At 63.2% G+C, this 20,549-nt stretch carries 13 protein-coding genes; 7 read left to right on the plus strand and 6 right to left on the minus strand.

Features of this window, described 5'->3' with window-relative positions; all coding sequences use genetic code 11:
- The first annotated feature begins 10 nt into the window (after window positions 1–10).
- Entirely contained in the window at window positions 11–844 is an 834-nt protein-coding gene (locus V7M64_RS00670; protein ID WP_333676290.1) for a Wzz/FepE/Etk N-terminal domain-containing protein, read from the plus strand.
- 83 nt (window positions 845–927) lie between these two features.
- Here the strand turns inward: V7M64_RS00670 and V7M64_RS00675 are convergent, their stop codons facing one another.
- From V7M64_RS00675 to V7M64_RS00690, 4 genes are all read right to left on the minus strand, one after another.
- Window positions 928–2,250: a GDSL-type esterase/lipase family protein gene (locus V7M64_RS00675; protein ID WP_333676291.1), complete on the minus strand. Its 1,323-nt coding sequence runs from the start codon at window positions 2,248–2,250 to the stop codon at window positions 928–930.
- A gap of 22 nt (window positions 2,251–2,272) precedes the next feature.
- Window positions 2,273–3,310: a LacI family DNA-binding transcriptional regulator gene (locus tag V7M64_RS00680; protein ID WP_333676292.1), complete on the minus strand. Its 1,038-nt coding sequence runs from the start codon at window positions 3,308–3,310 to the stop codon at window positions 2,273–2,275.
- Between the two features lie 283 nt (window positions 3,311–3,593).
- A complete protein-coding gene (locus V7M64_RS00685) occupies window positions 3,594–6,773 on the minus strand; it encodes a TonB-dependent receptor (RefSeq protein ID WP_333676293.1) in 3,180 nt (1,059 codons plus the stop codon).
- A gap of 163 nt (window positions 6,774–6,936) precedes the next feature.
- Entirely contained in the window at window positions 6,937–10,356 is a 3,420-nt protein-coding gene (locus tag V7M64_RS00690; RefSeq protein WP_333676294.1) for a LamG-like jellyroll fold domain-containing protein, read from the minus strand.
- A 664-nt stretch (window positions 10,357–11,020) separates the two neighbouring features.
- Here V7M64_RS00690 and V7M64_RS00695 point away from each other — a divergent pair.
- The 6 genes from V7M64_RS00695 (at window position 11,021) to V7M64_RS00720 (ending at window position 17,676) form a co-directional block, all read left to right on the plus strand.
- Complete coding sequence (locus V7M64_RS00695; RefSeq protein ID WP_333676428.1) at window positions 11,021–11,824, plus strand: class I SAM-dependent methyltransferase; 804 nt, start codon at window positions 11,021–11,023, stop codon at window positions 11,822–11,824.
- A 4-nt stretch (window positions 11,825–11,828) separates the two neighbouring features.
- The gene (locus tag V7M64_RS00700; RefSeq protein ID WP_333676295.1) at window positions 11,829–13,058 is read left to right on the plus strand and encodes an amidohydrolase family protein; all 1,230 of its coding nucleotides are present in this window, start codon (window positions 11,829–11,831) and stop codon (window positions 13,056–13,058) included.
- Window positions 13,058–13,753 (plus strand): class I SAM-dependent methyltransferase, encoded by a 696-nt coding sequence (locus V7M64_RS00705; protein WP_333676430.1) that lies wholly within the window; start codon window positions 13,058–13,060, stop codon window positions 13,751–13,753. The genes V7M64_RS00700 and V7M64_RS00705 overlap by 1 nt, the downstream gene beginning before the upstream one ends.
- A gap of 94 nt (window positions 13,754–13,847) precedes the next feature.
- Window positions 13,848–15,359 (plus strand): radical SAM protein, encoded by a 1,512-nt coding sequence (locus tag V7M64_RS00710; protein ID WP_333676296.1) that lies wholly within the window; start codon window positions 13,848–13,850, stop codon window positions 15,357–15,359.
- A gap of 74 nt (window positions 15,360–15,433) precedes the next feature.
- On the plus strand, window positions 15,434–16,552 hold the full coding sequence (locus tag V7M64_RS00715; RefSeq protein ID WP_333676297.1) for a glycosyltransferase family 4 protein: 1,119 nt from the start codon (window positions 15,434–15,436) through the stop codon (window positions 16,550–16,552).
- A complete protein-coding gene (locus V7M64_RS00720) occupies window positions 16,549–17,676 on the plus strand; it encodes a glycosyltransferase family 4 protein (protein WP_333676299.1) in 1,128 nt (375 codons plus the stop codon). The genes V7M64_RS00715 and V7M64_RS00720 overlap by 4 nt, the downstream gene beginning before the upstream one ends.
- Before the next feature lie 148 nt (window positions 17,677–17,824).
- Here the strand turns inward: V7M64_RS00720 and V7M64_RS00725 are convergent, their stop codons facing one another.
- Complete coding sequence (locus V7M64_RS00725; protein ID WP_333676301.1) at window positions 17,825–19,036, minus strand: nucleotidyltransferase family protein; 1,212 nt, start codon at window positions 19,034–19,036, stop codon at window positions 17,825–17,827.
- A complete protein-coding gene (locus V7M64_RS00730; RefSeq protein ID WP_333676302.1) occupies window positions 19,011–20,489 on the minus strand; it encodes a radical SAM protein in 1,479 nt (492 codons plus the stop codon). The genes V7M64_RS00725 and V7M64_RS00730 overlap by 26 nt, the downstream gene beginning before the upstream one ends.
- Between the last annotated feature and the right edge of the window lie 60 nt (window positions 20,490–20,549).

The raw sequence follows: 20,549 nt of genomic DNA on the forward strand, positions 1-20,549 counted from the left end.
CCAGATACCCATGCAAAAAGAAGACATCTACCTGATCGACATGTGGCGGCTGCTACGCCGCGAATGGATGTGGTTCCTGGCCGTGTTCGTGGCGGTCCTGCTGGCCACGTTCGCGTACATGCGCAGCGCCAAGCCGCAATGGCAGGCGGATGCGTGGATTCGCATCGGCCAGGTTGGCACGGCGCCGAGCGGGCAGGATCCGAAAATCGAGCCGCTGCAACGCGTGCTCGAACGCCTGCAACTGATCCCGTTCCAGAACCAGGTACTGCAAGGCATTGGCCTTACCCTGAATGCGCCGGAGGCGAAGCTTTATCGCAAGAGCCTGAAAGTGGAGCCGCTGCCGTATGCCGGCCCGCTGGTGAAGCTGAGCGTGCGCGCGCATTCGCCGCAACAGGCGCGCCAGCTGGCCGAGGCGACGGTGGCTGCGCTGCAGGCCATCCACCAGGAAATGGCAGCGCCGCAATTGCGCCTTGCCCATCAGCGCCTGGATGAAGCGCAGCGCGACCTGCAGAGCGTGATGGCCGATCGAGAGCATCTGCAACAGACTGTCGCGCAGAACAAGGACAACTTCGCCGGCATGTTGCTGATGAACAAGAACGACGAACTCAGCGACCTGCAGCAGACACGCGACGACCTGCTCAACCGCCTTGGCGATGCGTATACCTATGACACGGCACTGATGTGGCCGGTGTACGTGCCGGACCACACGGCGTTTCCCAACCCGGTACTGATCTGGGGCATGGGAGTGGTGGGCGGCTTGTTCCTGGGCATGGTCGCGGCGGTGGGCAGGAATGCGTTGCGGCGTAGGACTTTGCAGCCTGCGGGTTGGGTTGGCGCAGGGTAACCCAACCATGGCGACGAATACGAAGCGCCTCGGCCTTCGCCGGAATAAAAGGCCAGTTGTCACGCCGAGCTGGCGTTCGTGGCTTAATCACACGGCAGGTCCAGGCGCCGCGCTTGGGCCGACAACACACCGAAAGCCAGCGTGCCCATCACGGCATAGCCGCGGTCGTTGGGATGCAAGCCGGCATCGCCAGCACAAACACTTGCCATGCCTGGTGGTAAGGGATGTTGTGACGCCGCGATGGGTGATGGCTGATACTTTCCGGCCAGTGCCGCGGCAAAGGGAAGCACGCCATCGGCTTTCGCTTCGTGTTCGATCCAATCGTTGACCCGCTGGCGCACGGCTTCCTTTTCCGGCGTGAACCATCCCGGCAAAGTAAATCCGGCAAACGGCGGCACGGTAGCGAGGTAGATGCGCAAGCCGTGCTGGTGCGCCACGTCCACCAGCATGCGCAGGCCAGCGATGATGTCGCCGGCAAGTGCGCCATGTGGCTGCCCGGTGCGGTCGATACCGCGGTTTATGTCGTTGGTGCCGAGCAGCACCAGTACGTCGGTCACGCCGGGCTGGTCGATCACGTCGCGCTCGAAACGCTTCAATCCGGACATGCCGGCTTCCGGCTGGCCGATCTGGTCAGTGGTGAGTTCATCGGCGCTGATGCCCATGTTGACCACGGCCATGGGTGAACGCGCGTCCGTTGCATTGGCCAACGTTGCGATCACGCCCGGCCAGGTCTTGGCCGGCGTACTGGCGAATGCGCCATCGGTGATCGAATCGCCAAAGGCAACCACGCCGCGCGTTGCGCTGCCTGCCAGCACATCCACGCCGTTGAGCACGTAGATGTGCGGCGAAGTATCGTCGCCGGCAAGCTTCAGAGGCTTTCGGTGCGCGAGTGTTTCCTCGGCCACGGCGTTGCCGTCCACCGCGACCGTGGTTGCTGCATGTTCCATCGGATGCATGTCGCTCAACGCCGCGCTGCCCTCAAAATAGAGGCTGACCACGACGGTGGACAGTGCCGGCACGTCGAGCGTGACTGCATCGCTGGTGGCCAGCTGGCCAGGCGGAATCGTCACGCTCGCTCGGCCATGAAAACGCAGCGTGCGATCACTGGTCTTGGTGATACGCGTATGGTCCTGCGTATCGGCCGCGCTCAACGCTATATGCGCGGAGGCGATCCGCAGTGGCGTGCTGCCAAAGTAATTCGACAGACGGATGCGAACCTTCCCACCCCCGGTACTGGTGAAGACGGCCTGACGCAAGGTGAAGTCCTTGCTTGCGCTGCCGCTGTGGGCAGTCATTGCCTGCGCCCAGGTAGCCACCCATTTCTGTCCCGCTGCGGACCCATCCGCATGCGCCGGCAGGATCAGCAGCATGGCAAGCATCAGCGTCGGCCACGAACGGAACATCATGCATTCTCTCCATCGGTATGGATCAGGACGGTGCGCAGGACGAATCCCGCTTCACCAGGGTGAACTTCATTACCTGATGCGCCACTGTTCGCGCGCGGGCTTCGTCACGGCGGCGGATCTGATCCAGGATCAGGCGTACTGCCGTTCGTCCCATGGCGGCGACGGGTTGGTGAATGGTGGTCAGCGCAGGCCAGATGGTGACGGCCACCGGCGTATCGTCGAAGCCCACCACGGTGAGATCGCGTGGCACGTTCAAGCCCATGCCATGGGCCACGGCAATGGTGGCGGCTGCCATATCGTCGTTGCTGGAAAAGATCGCGCTGGGGCGATCCGTCTCCTGCAGCAGTTTGCGCGCCGCCGTCAGGCCCGATTTATAGGTAAACAAGCCCTGCGCAAGGTGGGCTTCGGGCACCGCCAGGCCGGCCGCCGCCATGGTGTCGAAAAAGGCTTGCGCACGCAGCTGTGCCGGTGTGTGCGCGGGATCGCCCTTGATGAAACCAATGCGGCGATGGCCCAGCTTGAGCAGGTATTGCGTCATCGCGCATGCACCCTGGTAATCGTCGATGCGCACCGAGGTGACGCCTTCCATCGGCGAACCCGTCGCCACCGCCACCACCGGTACATTGGCGGTGTCCAGTTGCTGGATGGTCTGGCGCGAATCGCACAGCGGCGGCGGCAGGATGACGCCATCCACGCTCGCATCCAGCAAACGCTCCATCGCCTGCCGCTGGCTGCGCATGCCAGCGCACTTCTGAAGCATGATCTGCGCACCGCTCAAGCTGCTTTCTTCCAGCACGCCAAGCATGAATTGGTTGAGGTACGCAGCACTGGGGTTGCTGTAAAGCACGCCGACGCGTGCGATGCTGGACATACGCAGCGAACGCCCGGCGAGGTTGGGCCGATACTCCAGCGTCTTGGCCGAGGCCAGCACGCGCTCGCGCATGGCCTGCCCCACCTGCGGGTTGTTGTTCATCACCCGCGAGGCGGTCATGGGTGAAACGCCGGCATGTCGCGCAACGTCGAGAATGGTGACGGATTGGCGGCGGTTGCGTGGCGGCATGGGCCTCGTGGGTTTGGCGGCTGCGTAGGTTGGGTTGGCGCAGCGTAACCCAACACATCGCTGCGAGCGTGTTGAGGAGTAGCGCCCTCTCTCCCATCTTTGATCAATAACGGGGGCGAGGGCTGGGGTGAGGGGAGAATCTCGCGGGATAGTTAGTTCCATGCGAGATTCAAAAGAGCAAAACTTGCACGCTGACCAAGTTTTCTCGCAAGCCCAGCCCCTCACCCTAGCCCTCTCCCCGGAGGGAGAGGAAACTGGTCTGTCGCGTTGGGTTGTTATCCACTCAAAAATTCGCCCGCACCCCCACCATATACCGCCGGTCGAACATCGTCGTATCCGCCACCTGGCTCGGCCACACCAGGTAATAGCGTTCATGCTCATTGGTCAGGTTCGACGCCTGCACGAACAACTGCACGTTGGGCGTGAGCTTGTAACTGAGCGACGCATCCAGGTAAAACGTGGGCGCCTGGTATACCTCCAACCCAGCCACACCGCCGAAGTTCTGTGACACGGCACGCTTGGAGCGATAGTTGCCGGCGACGCGCGCCTCGAAGCGTTTGTCCTGGTACCACAGCGCTGCGTTGGCCTGTTCCTTGGAGTTGTCCTGGAACGGAATCTCGTTGCCGGCCAGGTCCCTGCCGGTGTTGCTCGGCGAATAGGTGAAGTTGGCATCCACGCCGAAATTGCCCCAGAAGCCCGGCAGGAAACGGAAATCCTGCTTGCCCGCCAACTCCACGCCACGCAGCGAATTGCCGCGGCCTTGCAGCGGGCCGGTGATCGCCACGCAACGGCCGCGCACCACGCCATCTTCATCCGGCAGGCTGCAGGTCTGCACGCTGCCGTTCTCGATAAAGCTCTGCACCTTGATGTAGAAGGCGGCCACGCTGAACAGGGTCGACCGCCCCATGTAGTACTCAAGGGAAAGATCGTAGTTGGACGAGCGCCATGGATCGAGATTGGGGTTGCCGGTAGTGGAACCGCCCAGCACCCGGAACAGCGTGGAGCCCGGCGTGGAGGTGTCGATGGCGTAGTTGAGCGTGAGGCCTCCACCCCATTGGTCGAGGTTGAGCGGCATCATGTTCTTCGAATACGCAAAGCGCAGCTTGAGCGAAGGCGTGAAATCGAAGGCGACGTTCAATGCCGGCAGGTAATCGTTGTAGGAGCGATTGGTTCGGACCGTGCCATTGTCGCGCGCCAGCAATCCATAGGGCTCGCTGTTGCCGACAACGTGCTGCGTGACGTCCAGATCGGTATGCACCATGCGCACGCCCACGTTGCCGCTGATTGGCACCGCACCATCGAAACTGAAATCACCCTGCAGATAGGCCGTGCGCTCTTTCAGCATGAGGTCCCAGCTGCCGCCCGGATCGACGTTGCGCATCTCGCCGGGGTAAAGCGCGTTCTGAAACGCCAGCACGTTGTCCATCGTGGCAGGGTCGAGGTTATAGATCGACACGCCACCGACACCGGCCAGATTGCTGTACCGATGCATATTGCCGCTGATGAGCGATGGAAGCTGGCTGGGGTTCTGCGCGGAAAGCACACCGGCACGGTAATAGCCCTGTGCATTGCCGGCCGTGCAGGCGCCCGGCACGCCGCCGCCGTTGAGCACCACGTCTGCCGCCTTCCAGCGCACCAGGCATCCCGATGGATCGCTGGCGCCATCGCCCGCATACACCGGCGCCACCATGTTGAAATTGACGTTCGAGGCGGTGCGGATGCTGTTGCGCACGCCGAAGTCCAGCTTGAAGCCGGAATCGTCGAAGTTGTAGTGGCCGTCGGCACGGAAGATCGTCATGCCGCTGGAGCGTTCGTGATTGCCTTCGCTGGAGATGGTCTTCAGCGCATAGTTGTTGAGATTGGATAGAAAACTGTTCAGTTGGGATGGCAGCGCCACGGCCATGTTGTCGCCACGCATGTCCACGATCACCGGCACGGTATTGGGCGCGAAACCCGCCGGATTGAACACGCGATTGCCGCCAGGGTAGATGTACGTACCCGGTGGCGCGGCGGTGATCGGGGAGTTCGGCCATTGCGAGCCATCCGCATCGCTGAACTGCACATAGCTTTGCATCAACAGTTCATGCGCGCTGGCCGAGATGCCGCGTACGCTGCCGGTGAAGTTGCCGCCGTTGTCGTAGTCCAGTTGCAGGTTGAAGTTGCGCGACACGGTGCGGGTGACGTCGTCTTCCGCATAGGTTTCCATGTCGCCCAGCCACTTCTGGTAAACCTGCGTGGTGTAGATCTCCTGATTCCAGCCCTGGTTGTCGTTATAGGGGCCGGCGATACGCTTGCCGGTATCAGTCGCCACCAGCGGGACAAAGGTGGCGCCCAGCCAGGACGACGAATTGAGCTGGTAGCCGTTGGCGCGCACATATTGGTTTTGATGCGTGTAGAACACATCGCCGGTCAGGGTGAAGCCGCCGCCCAGATCCGCTTGCCCCGACGCGTTCAGGCCAAGACGCTGGCGTTCGATCTGGCGATCGGAGATGGCGAAATCCTCGCTGCCGTAGAAGGCGTCGTTGGCATTGCGGTTGCCATTGACGTCCACGTTGCCACCGCCGAGCTGGTGGATTTGCGAAGGAATGGGCGCCGAGCCGAATGCACCCAGGAAACCATCGCTGGCCGTCGCGCTCTTGGCGTTCTCACCGAAGAACTTGCCGCCGTAGGAATCCATGCCCGTGATGGAATCGTTCAACGTGGTATCGGAATAAGCCGCCGAAACGAGCACGCCCCATTTGCCGCCCGCATTGAAACTGGCCAGCCCGTTGACTTCCGGGCCGGCTTTTTTCGATGTCCCGCCGTATTCGCCGTCGGCCGATCCGGCAAACGTCCAGCCGTTCTTCAAATCCCAGGGGCGCCGCGTACGCAAGTTGATCGAACCGGTGATGCCATTGTTCAACAGGCTGGCCGTGGGCGTCTTGATCACATCGGCACCGGCGAACAACTGCGAAGGAATATCGGTGAAATTTGGCTGCGCGGAAACGATCTGGCCGGCGGTCAGGAACGTTTCGCCGTTCAAGGTCGTGCCCACTTGCGGCAGGCCGCGCACGTTCACCGTGCTGCCTTCGCCGCCCGAGCGATCGATCTGCACGCCGGTAATGCGTTGCAGGGAATCGGCAATCGTCACGTCCGGCAGCTTGCCGATGTCCACCGCGGAAATGCTGTCCTGGATCGAAGCGGCGTCGCGTTTGAGTTCCACGGAAAGTTCTTCTGATGCGCGGATACCGCCGTTCACGGTGACAGTGGCCAGTTGCTTGGCCTTGTCTGCGTTGGCAGAGCTGCCGTCGTTCTTCTTGCTGGCGGCTGTTTTCGGCGGTGTGGTTTGCTGGGCGGTATTGTCGGTACGCTGCTGATCGGCCGGCATGGCCCACAGGCCCGCAGAACAACCCAGCGATAGACAGGCGGCAACGGCGGCAATCAACGGCTTTGTGCTGCAACGAACATGCTTGAAACGCATCATGGGACTTCCCCTCCAAAGCGCGGCATCCGCCGCGGTTCTGCGTTGTGGTAACGATCTGGCCTGGCGACAACGCCCCTTGCGTCCTTGCGCTGATGCCGCCCATTGCTTCCGCAACTGTTGCAAGCCCGTTTCCCCAAGCTGCACGGGTTCGCGAAAAGCTTTTTCAATGACTGCCTGCGCGCAGCGGAACCGACTGATCCGGCACGTTCCAGCCACGCACTTCCACCTTGGCGGCGTCCTTAAGCGCTGCCGCCGTGATGCCTTCGATATCGATGTCGCGCGATTCGCGCGGCGCCAGGTTCACGTAGTTGTCGCTGTAGTAGGCCGGCAGCACCCGATGGCCCTGCGCATCCACCAGGGTCAGCTTGGTGCTCAGCGCCGCGGCTGCCGCACCGTTGTGCAAGCTCACTCGAACTCGGCCATCCGCCCCGCGCTGCGCATGCACATCCAAGGCGGCCTTGGGCATGCTGTCCAGTTGCTGCAGATCTTTCAGTTCGCGCGATAGCCAATAGAAATTGCGCGACAGCAGTGTGCCATCCGCGCCATGCATTTGCAGTTGGACCAGCACGACGCCATGTGCCTGCAACAGTTGCGCGAGGTTGGTGGACAAGTTTGCCGGCGTAACGGAAACCGCCGCGGCATCCACGTAAGCACGGCTTTCACCCAGTGCATGGCCGTCCACGGCGTAAAGGCGCATGTCCACGGCAACGCCGGGCAAGGCGGTGGTGGTGTCATTGACCACCACCACGTCGTGATCCGGCAGATTCATCTGTACATGGACCGGCTCGGAAGCCTCTTTCACGCCGTAATACGCGGCGTGCGTGTCGTAGTCGTGGCTGTAAATTTGCCAGGTGGTGCTAGGCCACGCGGGATGGCTCATCCATAGCAGGCGGCCGCTGTTCTGCGTCCACAAGTGCGCATTGAGACCCTCGAAAATCGCGCGGTAACTGCCGTAGTTCAGCATCTGCGCCTTGCGCTCGAAGTCGGCAAGATTGGCCGCGTCGCCAAACTCCGTATGCATCGCCGCCATGAAGCCATGCACGTCGCCGTTATCCGATTGATGCCAGTCGTGATAGGCCCAGTCGTCGCTGATCGGCCACTGATCTGCGGTGGGCATCATCGCCTTGAAGGCTTCCAGCGTAGGGAAGGAAGGCGTGCCCACCTCCACCGCAAAACCCTTGGACAGGGTGGTGAAGTACGCTTCATCCGGCTGATATTTGTACGGCCCGCTGCCCCACAGGTTGATGCCGTTGGAACTGGGCATATAGATGCGCGTGCCATCCAGCTGTGCAATCAGGGCATCCAGCCGCTCGTTCAACGACGGCTGCGGCACGCCCTCGTTACGGCCGAACCACAATGCGATGCTTGGATGGTTGCGATAGCGCCGGATGGTATCGGCGGCATTGCGCAGGAAAAGCTCGTCGTCCTGCGGTTCGAAATTGTAGTTCTCCGTGGACTGCCAGAAATCGTTGAGCACGAGCAGGCCGTATTTGTCGGCCAGATCGTAGAACACCGGCTCAGTGTTCTGCCCTGTCCAGTTGCGTACCGCGTTGAGATGCGCCTCGCGCTGCAAGCGGAAGTAGGGCTCCAGGCGTTCGCGCGAGATGCGCTTGAGCAGGTCGTCCATGCCCCAGCTGCCGCCCTTGATGGCAATGCGCACTCCATTGACGCGAATGACGAGATAGGGCGTCAGGTGCGCATCGGCGAGCGCGCTAACCGCCGGCGAATGCTCGGCATCCGGTTGCAGCGAATACGCCCAACCGGTCGGCGTCTGCCGGATCGCCCGGTGGGAAACATCCATCAGGCGCTGGCCTGGCTGCGCGATAAGATCCGGCGTCAGCAAGACACGTCGCAAATGCCCCTGCTCATCGAACAAGGACAACTCGTAGCTGATCTGGCGAATGCCAAAGTGAAACTGCTGGTGATCGGATAGCTTTCCGTTCGCCTCGAACTGCACCTGCATGTCGTAGAGGTAAGGATCGCCGTAACCATTCGGCCACCACAGATGCGGATGGCTGAGCGCGAGTTGCGGAAACTCGCTGGGCCGCAGCATCACCGTGGTTCCGCCTGGCGGCACGACTACTTCCTTCGTCACCGTCACGTTGCCGAAGCTCACCTTCACGCGCCCGGCCACCGGCGAAGTGCTGGCATTCGCCAGCGGGACGTCCACGTCGATGTCCGCATGATCCTTGTTTGCACCGGCAAGCCGCGTGACCACCTGCGTATCGCCAATGCGCACGTCGCCCGCCGCGCTTAGCACCACGTCCTGCCACAGTCCCGTGTTGCGATCGCGAATGGCTGGAATCCAGTCCCAGCCCTCCGTGGCGAAGAAGGTGGGGCCATCCATCGTCTGCATGCCGCCGTTCGGCCCCGGCCCCGCCGCCAGTGATTGTTCGTGCGCAATACCTGGATGCGGCGGCGGCGACACGCGTACGGCGATGGCGTTGCGCCCGCCGGCGTGCAGCAGCTGCGTCACATCGAACCGGCCGCGAATGAAAGCGCCTTGCACATCGCCCACGCGTTGTCCGTTCACCCACACTTCGGCGGCGTAGTTGATGCCGTTGAACGTCAGCTGCCAATGCCGCCCCTGCGCATCGGCCGGCAAGTCGAACGCCGTGCGATACCACCAGTCGTGCTTGTTCAAGGATTCGGGAATGGCCATGTTGTTCAAGCCATACGCCGGATCGGGATACACGCCCCGGTCGACCAGCGTGGTCAGCACCGTTCCTGGCACGGTCGCTCTCATCCATGCGCTACCGGGCAGATACTCCGGCGCCGAAAGCCGCGCGCCATTGGCATCATCGAGCCTGGTAGCCGACGCAAGCAGCCAATGCCCGAGCTGCCAACGATCGGCGCCATCCGGCATCAGCGCCGCCTGCTGGTCGGCTGCATGCTGTATGGGCTGCGAAAAAGGCGCGCGGCTCGCCGGCAGAGTGGAAGCCGCCTGCGGCGCAGCCATGCCGATTGACTGGCGCGTTTGCACCGGCCATGCCTGCGACGCATCGGTAAAACGAATCAGCGCAGGGTCCGGCGCATGCTTGGCCATGGCCACCAGCTGCGCGCTGTCGATGGCCTGGTCCTGCACGGTGAAATCGGCGACTTTGCCACCGAAATGCACCGCGCCATCCCACGGCTGCGCGTCGGGGGCCACCGTCATTTGCGGCGCGATGAGCGACGGCGTAATCGAAGCTTCCGCCACCTGCCTGCCATCGAGATACAACGCAACGCGATCATGACGGCACACGGCCGCGATGAATTGCCAGCGATGCGGCGCAAGGCTTGCCTTGGACAACAATGCAGGCGACACGCCTGACCAGGGCGCGCCCGACTGGAATCCGAAACGGCCGTGATCCAACACAAAGTAGCGCGACGCCTTGAGCGGATCGCCCATGCCGGCAAGCAACTGTTGCGAAGAAGCGATGTCGGCCGGGAACACCCAGGCGTACATCGTCCAGTCGGCGTCAGCGCGAATCACCGCCGCCTGTTCCGGCAACGGAGCTGTCAGACCGACACCACCCTGCAGCACCCATACATTCATAGGCCCGTAGGTGGCGGCCAAGGCCGTAAATGACAGCGCTGTCATAAATAGGGCAAAAAAAGCCCGCCATATGCCTGCGACGCAACTATGCACCATGAAGAAGATCCTCCTGGATCCTTCCAACCTGGTTGTCAGGTGATCACTGCTTAGCACGCTGCCGCAAACACCATCACCGGATCTTCACGATGCTGAAAACGCGAAACCCTGGAAAATGCCGCTTAGGTAACGTTATCTAATGATTTTCACCGATCCAGCCATAACGCAAGTTGCGTTGCACAAGAAATTGCGGGTGTGTGCTTTGGCGGTTGAGACTGGCAGCTGCCTATTTGAAGACTTCACGGCGCGCTGGCGCCGGGCACGCCGGCATATGACAGCGCTAGCCAAAACGAGACACTTGGCAGAAGGAAAGCAGGCGTATCGATCATCGCGAAAGGCTGCCCATTACCCCCGCGCGCAGGCCAGGGCGAGGGTCAACGCTCCGTGTTTCAATCGTCGGAACCTTCCGTCGTCATGCCGGCGAACGCCGTAGTCCGTTCAAAATGACGGGCGTGCAGATGGCGATGCCGTGGTTTGCACCTCAACCTGCGCGGTTTACGGCAATTCAACCAAATCGCTCCGCACCAGCACTCACGACGTACCCCATGCCAAACCGGCGGAGACCGAAGTGAGTCGTACCTACGAGCTAGAAGCAGGAAGCCACGCCGCGACATTGAATGAAGCGCAGCTGCTGGATACCCAGCGTGCCTTTGACAGTGTCGCCGCCGACTACGACGGCCCGCGCGGCAACAACGACCTGATCCAGCGCATGCGGCTCACCTTGTGGGACACCGTGCGCCGCGAAGTTCCGAACGGTTCGCGCCTGCTCGATCTTGGCTGCGGCACGGGCATCGACGCCGTGGAGTTTGCCTCGCGCGGTTACCCGGTGGTGGCCAGCGACTGGTCGCCGCGCATGGTGGAGCGCACGCAGGCGCGTGCAGCCGCGGCAGGTTTGGATGCGCAGGTGTCGGCGGTGCACGTTGGCGTGCACCAGCTCGACCGGCTGGAAGGCGGGTTCGACGGGATCTATTCCAATTTCGGTCCCTTGAACTGCGCGCCGGACATGGTCGAGGTGGCCGATCAATGTGCGCGCCTGCTGCGGCCCGGTGGGAAATTGGTGTTTTCGGTGATCGGCCGGATCTGCCCGTGGGAAGTCGGTTATTACTTTTTCAAGGGACGCTTCAAGCGCGCCGGCATCCGCGCCACGCGCGGCGTCACCGCGGTGGGCATGAATCGCCACACGATCTGGACGCAGTATTACTTGCCGCGCGAGTTCTACCGCGCCTTCGCCCCGCACTTCGATTTGCGCGGCTATCGCGCGCTGAGCCTGTTCATGCCGCCGCCGTACCTGGTGGATGTCTATCAACGCCGACGCAAGCTGGGCGAATGGCTCGGCCGCCTGGACGATCGCTTCGGCGCATGGCCGGTGCTGCGCGACATGGGCGATCACTTTCTGATCGTTATGCAGCGGCGCTAAGGCGATGGAAGCGCTGCCAGGCAGCACTCACATCACGCTGTACCATGCGGCCACGGCCACGCCGCAGAGCGTGACGCGCGCGCCGCTGCCGATCAGGGCAGGGCGTATCGATGCAGCCGTGGCCACGTCGGCGTATCGCATCGACCTGCGCGACCATCTGGTTTTTCCCGGCCTGATCAACGCGCACGATCATCTGCAGGTGAACGCCGTGCCGCCGCTGCCTGCGCATGCACCGTTTCCCAACAGCTACGCGTGGATCGAAGCGTTCCAGGCACATTTCCAGCATCCTGACGTGATCGCCGCGCTGCGGACCCCCAAAGCCCTGCGCATGCGTCACGGCGCGCTGAAGAACCTGCTGGCGGGTACCACGTGCGTGGCGCATCACGACCCGTGGCATCCCGTGCTGGATGCGGATGATTTCCCTATTGCGCTGCTACGCGACTACGGTTGGAGCTACGCACTTGGCTGGCCTGGCTATGGTCCGCCGGTGCAGGAGAGTTTTGCCGCTACATCCGCCGATCGCCCGTGGCTGGTCCATCTGGCCGAAGGCACCGATGCCGTGGCGGCCGATGAACTGGCGCAGCTCGATCAACTCGGTTGCCTGGCCGGCAACAGCGTGCTGATCCATGGCGTGGGCTTAAGCGAACAGGATGTCGAGCGCGTGATCGCACGTGATGCCGCAGTGGTGTGGTGTCCGCGCAGCAACCTCAATTTGCTGGGGCGCACGCTCGATCCACGCCGCTTGTGCGCGGCCGGCCGGCTTGCGCTGGGCAGCGATTCGCGGCTGAGCGGCGCGCGCGATCTGCTGGAAGAACTGGCTGGCGTCGTCGACGGCTACGATCTCGATGCGGCGCAACTGCTCGCACTGGTGACGACGCAGGCGGCGCGCATGCTGCGCATGCCGTCGCGCGGCCACTTGCAGCCCGGCGCAACAGCGGATCTGGTTATCGTCAAAGACCTTGGCGGCGATCCCATGCGCAACCTGGTCGGTATCGAACGCAGCCGCATCCGTGCCGTCGTGCGCGATGGTCTGCCACGCATCGCCGATCCTGATTTCGCCGACTGGTTCGCCGCAGCCGGCGTGGATGCCGTGCCGGTGATGTTGGATGGCCAGCCGAAGCTGCTGGCCAAGCCGTTGGCGCAACCTGCCTTGCTTGCGTTGGAACCCGGACTCGAATTCGCAACGGGGCGCATCGAGCGTGAGCTTGCGACAGCAAGCGGGAGTTGCCCATGATGACCAGTGCACCGGTTCTTTCGCCGACCGAAGCCTATGCCATGTGGGCACCGAGCTATCCCTCACATGCGCACAATCCGGTGATGCAGGCCGAAGAGCGGGCCATGCTCGCGCTGATGCCGGCGGATCTGCACGGCTTGAACGTGCTCGACGTGGGCTGCGGCAGCGGGCGCTACATGTTGCATGCCGTGCGCCGCGGCGCGTCGCGCAGCATCGGGGTGGATCTCTCCGCCGCGATGCTGCGGCGTGCGTACGCCGAACTGACGGCATGCCGCTTCAATGCCGGCATTGGTTTGGCGCAAGGCGGCATGCATGCGCTGCCGGTGCTCGATGCGTGGGCCGATCTCACCATCAGCGGCCTGGTCATCGGCCATCTGGAACAACTGCACGGCGCGCTGCGTGAACTGCGCCGCGTGACACGGCCGGGCGGCATCGTGTTGTGCAGCGACGTGCATCCGATCGGCCCTGCGCTCGGCTGGCAGCGCGATTTCAAGCATGACGGACAGCGTTATGCGGTACGCCATACGCAGCATCTGTACAGCCACTGGCATGCGGCGTGCAAAGCGTTGGGGCTGGTGATCGAGGATGTGCTGGAGCCGATACTGGATCCGGCGGACATTCCGGCGGAGGCGAATTTCGATCGCACCGCGTTGGGAGTGCCGGTGGCGCTGGTGTTTCGGTTGCGTAGAGGCTGAGCATCTTGTCGATAACTCTCACTACTCCTGGCCGTCATTCCCGCTTTCGCGGGAATGACGGCCAGGAACTATGACGTAACGAGCGCACACCTGCATGTCCAACTCACCTCGCACGCTTCTCATCAACCCCACTATCACCTCGCGCAACAGCGCTCGCTTTCCGCTATCGCTGCTGAACCTCGCCGCCGCCCTCGACAAACACGGCAGCAGCGACATCATCGACGGCAACGTCGACCGCGATCTGCTCAGCGCCACCTTGCAGAAAATGGAGCAGGGTGGGTACGAGGCCGTCGGCATCAGCGTGATGGGCGGCCCGCAGATCGCGCCCGCCATTGATGTTTCCAAGACCGTCCGCGAGCGCTTTCCGCACGTACCCATCATCTGGGGCGGCTATTTCCCCACGCTCTACACCGAGACTGCGCTTGCCGCGCCGTACGTCGACTACGCCATCCGCGGCCAGGCCGAAGAGAGCCTGCCGGAACTGGTGCAGGCGCTGCGCCAGCCGGAACCCAAGCTGGCCAACATCGGCGGCCTGTCGTGGAAACACGGCGACGGCATCGTGCACAACCCGAACCGCCGCTTTGCGCTGCCCGATTCCGGTGTGGTGCTGCCCTACGAAAAACTGGGCGATCCGCGCCGCTATCTCGCGCGCACGTTTCTGGGGCGGCGCACGGCGGCACATCAGGCGGCGATCGGCTGCCGGTTCCGCTGCACGTTCTGCGGCGTGGCGGCGATGTTCGGCGGCACCACCATGCTGCCGACGGCGGCGCGGCTGGAGCGCGAACTCAGTTATCTGAAATACGAACTGGGCGCCGATTCCATCCAGTTCTTCGACCACAACTTCTTCGATCGCGAAGAAGACATGATTCCATTGCTCGAAGTGATGGCGAAGCTGGAGCTGCCGTGGTGGTGTTATGCCCGCGCCGATGCGTTGCTGAAACTGTCGGAAAGCTCGTGGAAGCTGGTGCGCAAGAGCCGCCTGAAGATGGCCTACATCGGGGCGGAATCGCCCAGCGGCCAGATGCTGAAGGAAATCCGCAAGGGCACGCGACCGGACCAGACGCTGGAAGTGGCCGAACTGTGCCGGCGCAACGGCGTGATTCCGGAACTCTCCTTCATGGTCGCGCCACCGGAAAACACCGAAGAAGAAACCGAACACACCTTCGAGTTCATCCGCGAGCTCAAGCGCATCAATTCCCTGTCGGAAATCATCGTCTATATCTACACGCCGCTGCCCGAAAGCAGCCGGCACGAAAAAGATCGCGGCAAGCGGCCGGGCATGGCGTTGCGCGATCTCAACGGCGAACCGGTGGTGTTTCCCAAAACGCCCGAAGAATGGACCGAGCGCCAATGGGTGGACTACGCCTGCCATGCCGATGCGCCATGGCTGACCGACAAGTTGCGCCAGCGCATCCACGACTTCGTCACCGTGCTGCGTTGCCGCTATCCCACCGTGCAGGACATGCGCTCGCCGCCGTGGGCCAAGCGCAGCCTGAGCGCGATGGCAACTTGGCGTTATCGCTATCGGCGTTATGACCGGCCGTGGGAATTGAACCTGGCCAACCGGTTGGTGAAGTTGCGCATGCCGCAGGTGTCGGGGTTGTAGGCGTTCGCCGGAATGACGAGCGGGGCTCTCGGCGACAAAGCAGTAGATCGACAAGTTTTTCAAGGAGCAACCACGTGCACGTCGCACACATCAATTTCCTGCCACCGCCCAAGGAGCTTGCTGCTGCCGACGTGTTCGCGCACTGGCCTTCGCTGGCAGATATTCCCGACGCTGCCGCCAGTTCCGGCATCAAAGTCTCGGTCATCCAGGCCGCGGCACGCCGCGAGCGCGTCACGCGCAACGAGGTGGACTATCACTTCCTGGATACCGGTAAAGCCAAGACCCTCATCGACCGCGGTTATCAATTCGCCAGCCAGCTCGACCAGATCAAGGCTGACATGCTGCATGTGCATGGCTTGAATTTCGGCGAGGAGGCGTTTGCCATCTCGCACTACCTGCCGCGCTTGCCGGTGTTGTTCCAGGATCACGCCGACCACCCGCCGCGCTGGTGGCGGCGCCGGTTGTGGCGCCGCTGGTATGCCAACGCGGCGGGCTTGGCGTTTACCGCCAAAGAGTTGGCGCGTCCATTTACCGCCGCGGGCGTGTTGAACGCGCGCACCAGGCTGTTTGCGATACCGGAGTCGAGTTGTCGCTTCGCGCTGGGCGATCGCGCCATGGCCCGTACCCAAACCGGCTGCTACGGCAACCCATGCGTCGCCTGGGTAGGGCATTTGAATGACGGCAAGGATCCGCTGACCGTGCTCGACGGCATCGCCGAGGCAATATCCGAGCTGCCTGATCTGCAATTGTGGTGCGCGTTCGGCAACGCGTCGTTGCTCGCCCGCGTGCAACAGCGTGTCGCTGGCGATGCACGCTTGGCCGGGCGCGTGCATTTGCTCGGCAAGCTGCCGCACGCGCGTATCGAACGCCTGATGCAGTCGGCTGATCTGTTCGTTTCCGGCAGCCACGCCGAAAGCTGTGGCTATGCCTTGCTCGAAGCGATGGCATGCGGAGCGTTCCCGGTAGTGACCGACATTCCGTCGTTCCGCGCGTTGACCCGGGACGGGGCCATGGGTGAGCTATGGCTTCCCGGCGATGCGGCGCAACTGGCCGACGCGCTGGTGCGTGCTGCCGTCAACCGGCCATCGCGCGAGCAGGTGCGCCGCTATTTCGACGACAACCTTTCGTTCGCGGCCGTTGGCCGCAAGTGGGCGGATGCCTATGCGCACGTGCTCGGCGGGAGCGCGCCATGAAGCTTGCACTGGTGCTGCCCGGTGGCGTGGATCGCAGTGGCGAGGTCCGCGTGATTCCTGCCTTCCTTGCCTTGATCGAGCGCCTGGCGCGTGCGCACGAAGTGCATGTGTTCGTGCTGCATCAGGAGGCCAGGGCTGGGCGCTGGGAGCTGGCCGGCGCGCACATCCACAACATCGGCGATGGCTGGACGCGCCTGCGCGCCATCATGGCGATTCGCAACGAGCATGGCCGCGCGCCGTTCGACCTTGTGCAGGCGATCTTTTCCGGTTCCTGCAGCTTTATCGCCGTGGCCGCCGCCAAGCTGTTGCACCTGCCTAGCCTGGTGCACATCGCTGGCGGCGAACTCATCGCGTTGGATGCCATCGGTTACGGCGGCCGGCGCAAGTGGAAAGGGCGCCTGCGCGAAGCATTGGTGTTGCGTGGCGCCGACGCCATCACCGCGGCGAGCATGCCGATACTCGATTCGTTGAAGGGCCTGGGCCTGGATGCGCTGCGCGTGCCATTGGGCGTGGACCTGCGCCGCTGGCCTGCGCTGGCGCCGCGGCGGCGCAAGTCGGCATGCGCGCAATTGATACACGTCGCCAGCATCAATCGCGTCAAGGACCAGGCGACGTTGCTGCGTGCGTTGGCTTTGCTTGCCAGGGAAGGTGTCGAGTTCCAGCTCAACCTCGTCGGCGTCGATACCTTGCATGGTGAATTGCAGGCCTTGGCGAGCGGACTGGGCTTGCAGCGATATATCCGTTTTCTCGGCTTCAAGACGCAACGCGAATTGCGCGCGGTCATGGAAGCGGCGGACGTGCTGGTGATGTCGTCCCTGCATGAAGCCGGCCCGCTGGTTTTGCTGGAAGCGGCGGTGGCTGGCGTACCGACGGTGGGCACGGCGGTGGGACATATCGCGGAATGGTCGCCGACGGCGGCGCTGGCGGTGCCGGTGGGTGATTGGGAAGAACTGGCCGAAGCAATTCGCAGCGTGCTGGACAACGAACCGTTGCGGCTGCGCATGGCGATGGAAGCGCAGCGCCGTGCATTGCTGGAAGATGCCGATTGCACGGCGCGGCTGTTTGAAGGGTTGTACCGCCAGGTATCGCATCGGCGAGAGGCGGTTGCTGCGATGAATCCGTAGGTTGGAATGACAATCCCAGCTTGCTTGTGCTTCCTGCTGGGATTTCACACAGCCTACGCGATCGAACCATGCCTTGAACCGCTCCCCCCTGCGATAGCAGGGAAAGGAGCCGAACTGGGCAAGCGGAGGCAAGCAGGGAGGCGTCGTTTTACGTCGCGGAAACAAACTCATCCAACGCCGCACGCACCACGTACAAGGTATCCATGCGCGGTACCGGCCGCGTCAGCCAGGTCAATAAACGCCGCGCGTGCTTCTGCCGCACCCAATCCTGTCCCTTCAACCAGACCTGTGTGCGCAGCATGTCTGCGCGTTCCTGGCGGGCTTCCGCGGTGGGCCGCAGGCGATTCAGGACACAACGCCCGGCCTCGCCCAACGAGCGCGACCATTCGATGCCCGGCAAGGGGCTCAGCCATAGCGCCGAGCAGGACACCTGCGTAAGCGTCTGGCGGCGTGACAAACGGCGCAGCAGCGGCGGGCATGCCGGTTCCAGTTGCGCCAGCACGCTGCGCGGTATCGCATTGGCGTAATAGCGCGCTACCAAATGCAGCGGCGGCACGGCCCACCAGGCAGGTTCGTGCTGATCCCACAGCAGTTCCCAATCGCTGATACGCATGCGCGTGGCCAGCAGTGAGATGTCGTTGAGATGCACGAGACGCAGGCTGCGGCCGCAGATGTTGCCGGCGGCGTGCAGCAGCAGGTGCGCCATCAAGGCGCCGTCGGAGGGGTAGGGATTCAAGCCCGGCAACGCGTGGCGCGGAAAAATCCAGCGCGTGATGTCCACCGTGCGTATCGGCAGGCGCTCCTGGATGCGCGTGTGCAATTCGATGTTGATCGGCGTGTCGCGATGCTCGCCCAGGCCCATCACCGGTTCGCCGGCCGCCGGCTTGAACGTGCGGTGCTTCCACTGCGTAAAGGACGCGACATAGTCCAGCGATTGCAACAGCTTGCTGGCCTGTTCCATGTCCTCGGCGCGGACCAGCAGGTCGATGTCGGCCATCGGGCGTTCGCCCGGCGCATACAGGCCGATGGCATGCAGGGCCGAGCCTTTCAAGGCAACCATCGCCACGCCGGCAGAACGCGCCTCGGCATCGATGCGCTTGAGCAAGTCGGCGATGCGTTGATGGCGCTGCGCGACGTGTTCGTACTGCGTTTCCAGAAACCGTCGCCACGCCAGGTTCTGCCAGGGCGAGCAGCGGTACAGCAGCGGCGATATGCCATGCGCCGCGCCGGCTGCCGAAGCGAGGCGCCATTCCAGTTCGTTCCATGTCGGCATGGCATGGCCGGGATGCGCCAATTCCGCCGCCAGCGTTTCCGTGGTGCGGCGCAGGCCTTCTTTAACAGTTTTGAGCGGTGGCAGCATGGCGGATCGTCACGGTGGGCGAGGTGGCGTGTTCGGTGCGATGCGCGTATTCGTTCGCGAGCAGGGCATCCCATTGCGCATCCAGTGCGGCGCATGCCTGCGCGTCGTGTGCATCGGGCGACTGCCGCAGCGTGACTTGTGCATGCAGCAGGTCGCGGAAGCGGCGATAGAACTCCGAGTCGTAGGCGCCGCGGAACATCATGGCGAGATCGCCGCTGTCGTCCCAATGGGTTTTCTTGCCAAGCTGGGCCTTCACCTGCTCATAGAACTTGGTGCCGGGCAGGGGATAGGAAACGCTCACGCCGATGTCGTCCGGCGCGGCTTGCGCCACCAGTTCGCGCGTGGCGAGCAGATCGTCCAGCTGCTCGCCGAGGTAGCCCAGCTGGATAAAAAAGCCCACGCGAACGCCGCGGGTTCCCAACCGTTCGCGTGCGGCAATCAATTCCGGCACTCGCGTGCCCTTGTTCATGGCATCCAGTACGCGCTGGCTGCCGCTTTCCGCGCCGATCCACGCTTCGGCACAGCCGGCTTGCGCCAGTGCATCGGCCATGCGTTCGCTGATCAGGTCGGCGCGGGTTTGAATGGTGAACGGTACCGAGCCGTCGGCAGCGCGCAGATGCTGGGCGAACTCGGTGACCCAGTCGATGTGGAAGCCGAAGATGTCGTCGGCCATCCAGATGTGGTCGGGCTGGAAGGTCTGCTTCAGGTAGGTCATTTCGGCAGCCATGTCCTGCGCGCTGCGCTGCTTGTAGTGGTTGCCCCAGATCGGCTTGGCGCACCAGGTGCAGCGGAACGGGCAGCCGCGCGAGGCGGCCATGTTGAGGCTGAAGTAGCCGTGCCGCTCGCGCCACATCGTGCGATAGCGGCCGATGTCGAGCAGGTCCCAGGCCGGACGCAGCGTCAGCCGCGGGTCCGGCGGCACCACGCCGATGCGCGTCACGTGCGTCTTTTCGCTGACCACGCTGGCGACGCCGGTGATGTTGGCGGTCCAGCTTGCGCTGTCGATGTCCGGATCGCGCGCCAGGCGGCCGATGAGCTCGTTCAAGGCGGCGATGCCTTCGCCGATCAGCACGGCGTGCGCACCTGCGGCAAGGAAGGCTTCCGGCTGATCGGACGCATCGGAGCCGGCCACGATCACGCGCACGCCTTGTGCCCGCGCTTCGCCGATCATGCGGCAGGCGGCATCGCGCATCACGCTCAGGCACATCTTGGTGAGGTAGTTGAAGTTGTCTTCGTAGAACACCACCACGTCCGGTTGCGCGGCGTGCAGCGAGGCGGCGTAGTCTTCGACGCCATCGGCAAGCATGGCGTCGAACAGGCTCACCTCGTGTCCCATCTGCCTTAGCCAGGCGGCAATCTGGATCGTCGCCAGCGGGGGATAGGGTTTGCCGCGCTCCCATTGTTTCCGGTCGTACCGCAGGAAATAGGAGTGGCCGACCTGAATTTTCAGCATGTTATTTAGCGCCTCATGATCCTGGGAAACGCGGCGGGTGCAGTGCTGCGTGCCAGTGAG

The organism is Dyella sp. (assembly GCF_036746095.1).
Lineage (GTDB): Bacteria > Pseudomonadota > Gammaproteobacteria > Xanthomonadales > Rhodanobacteraceae > Dyella_B.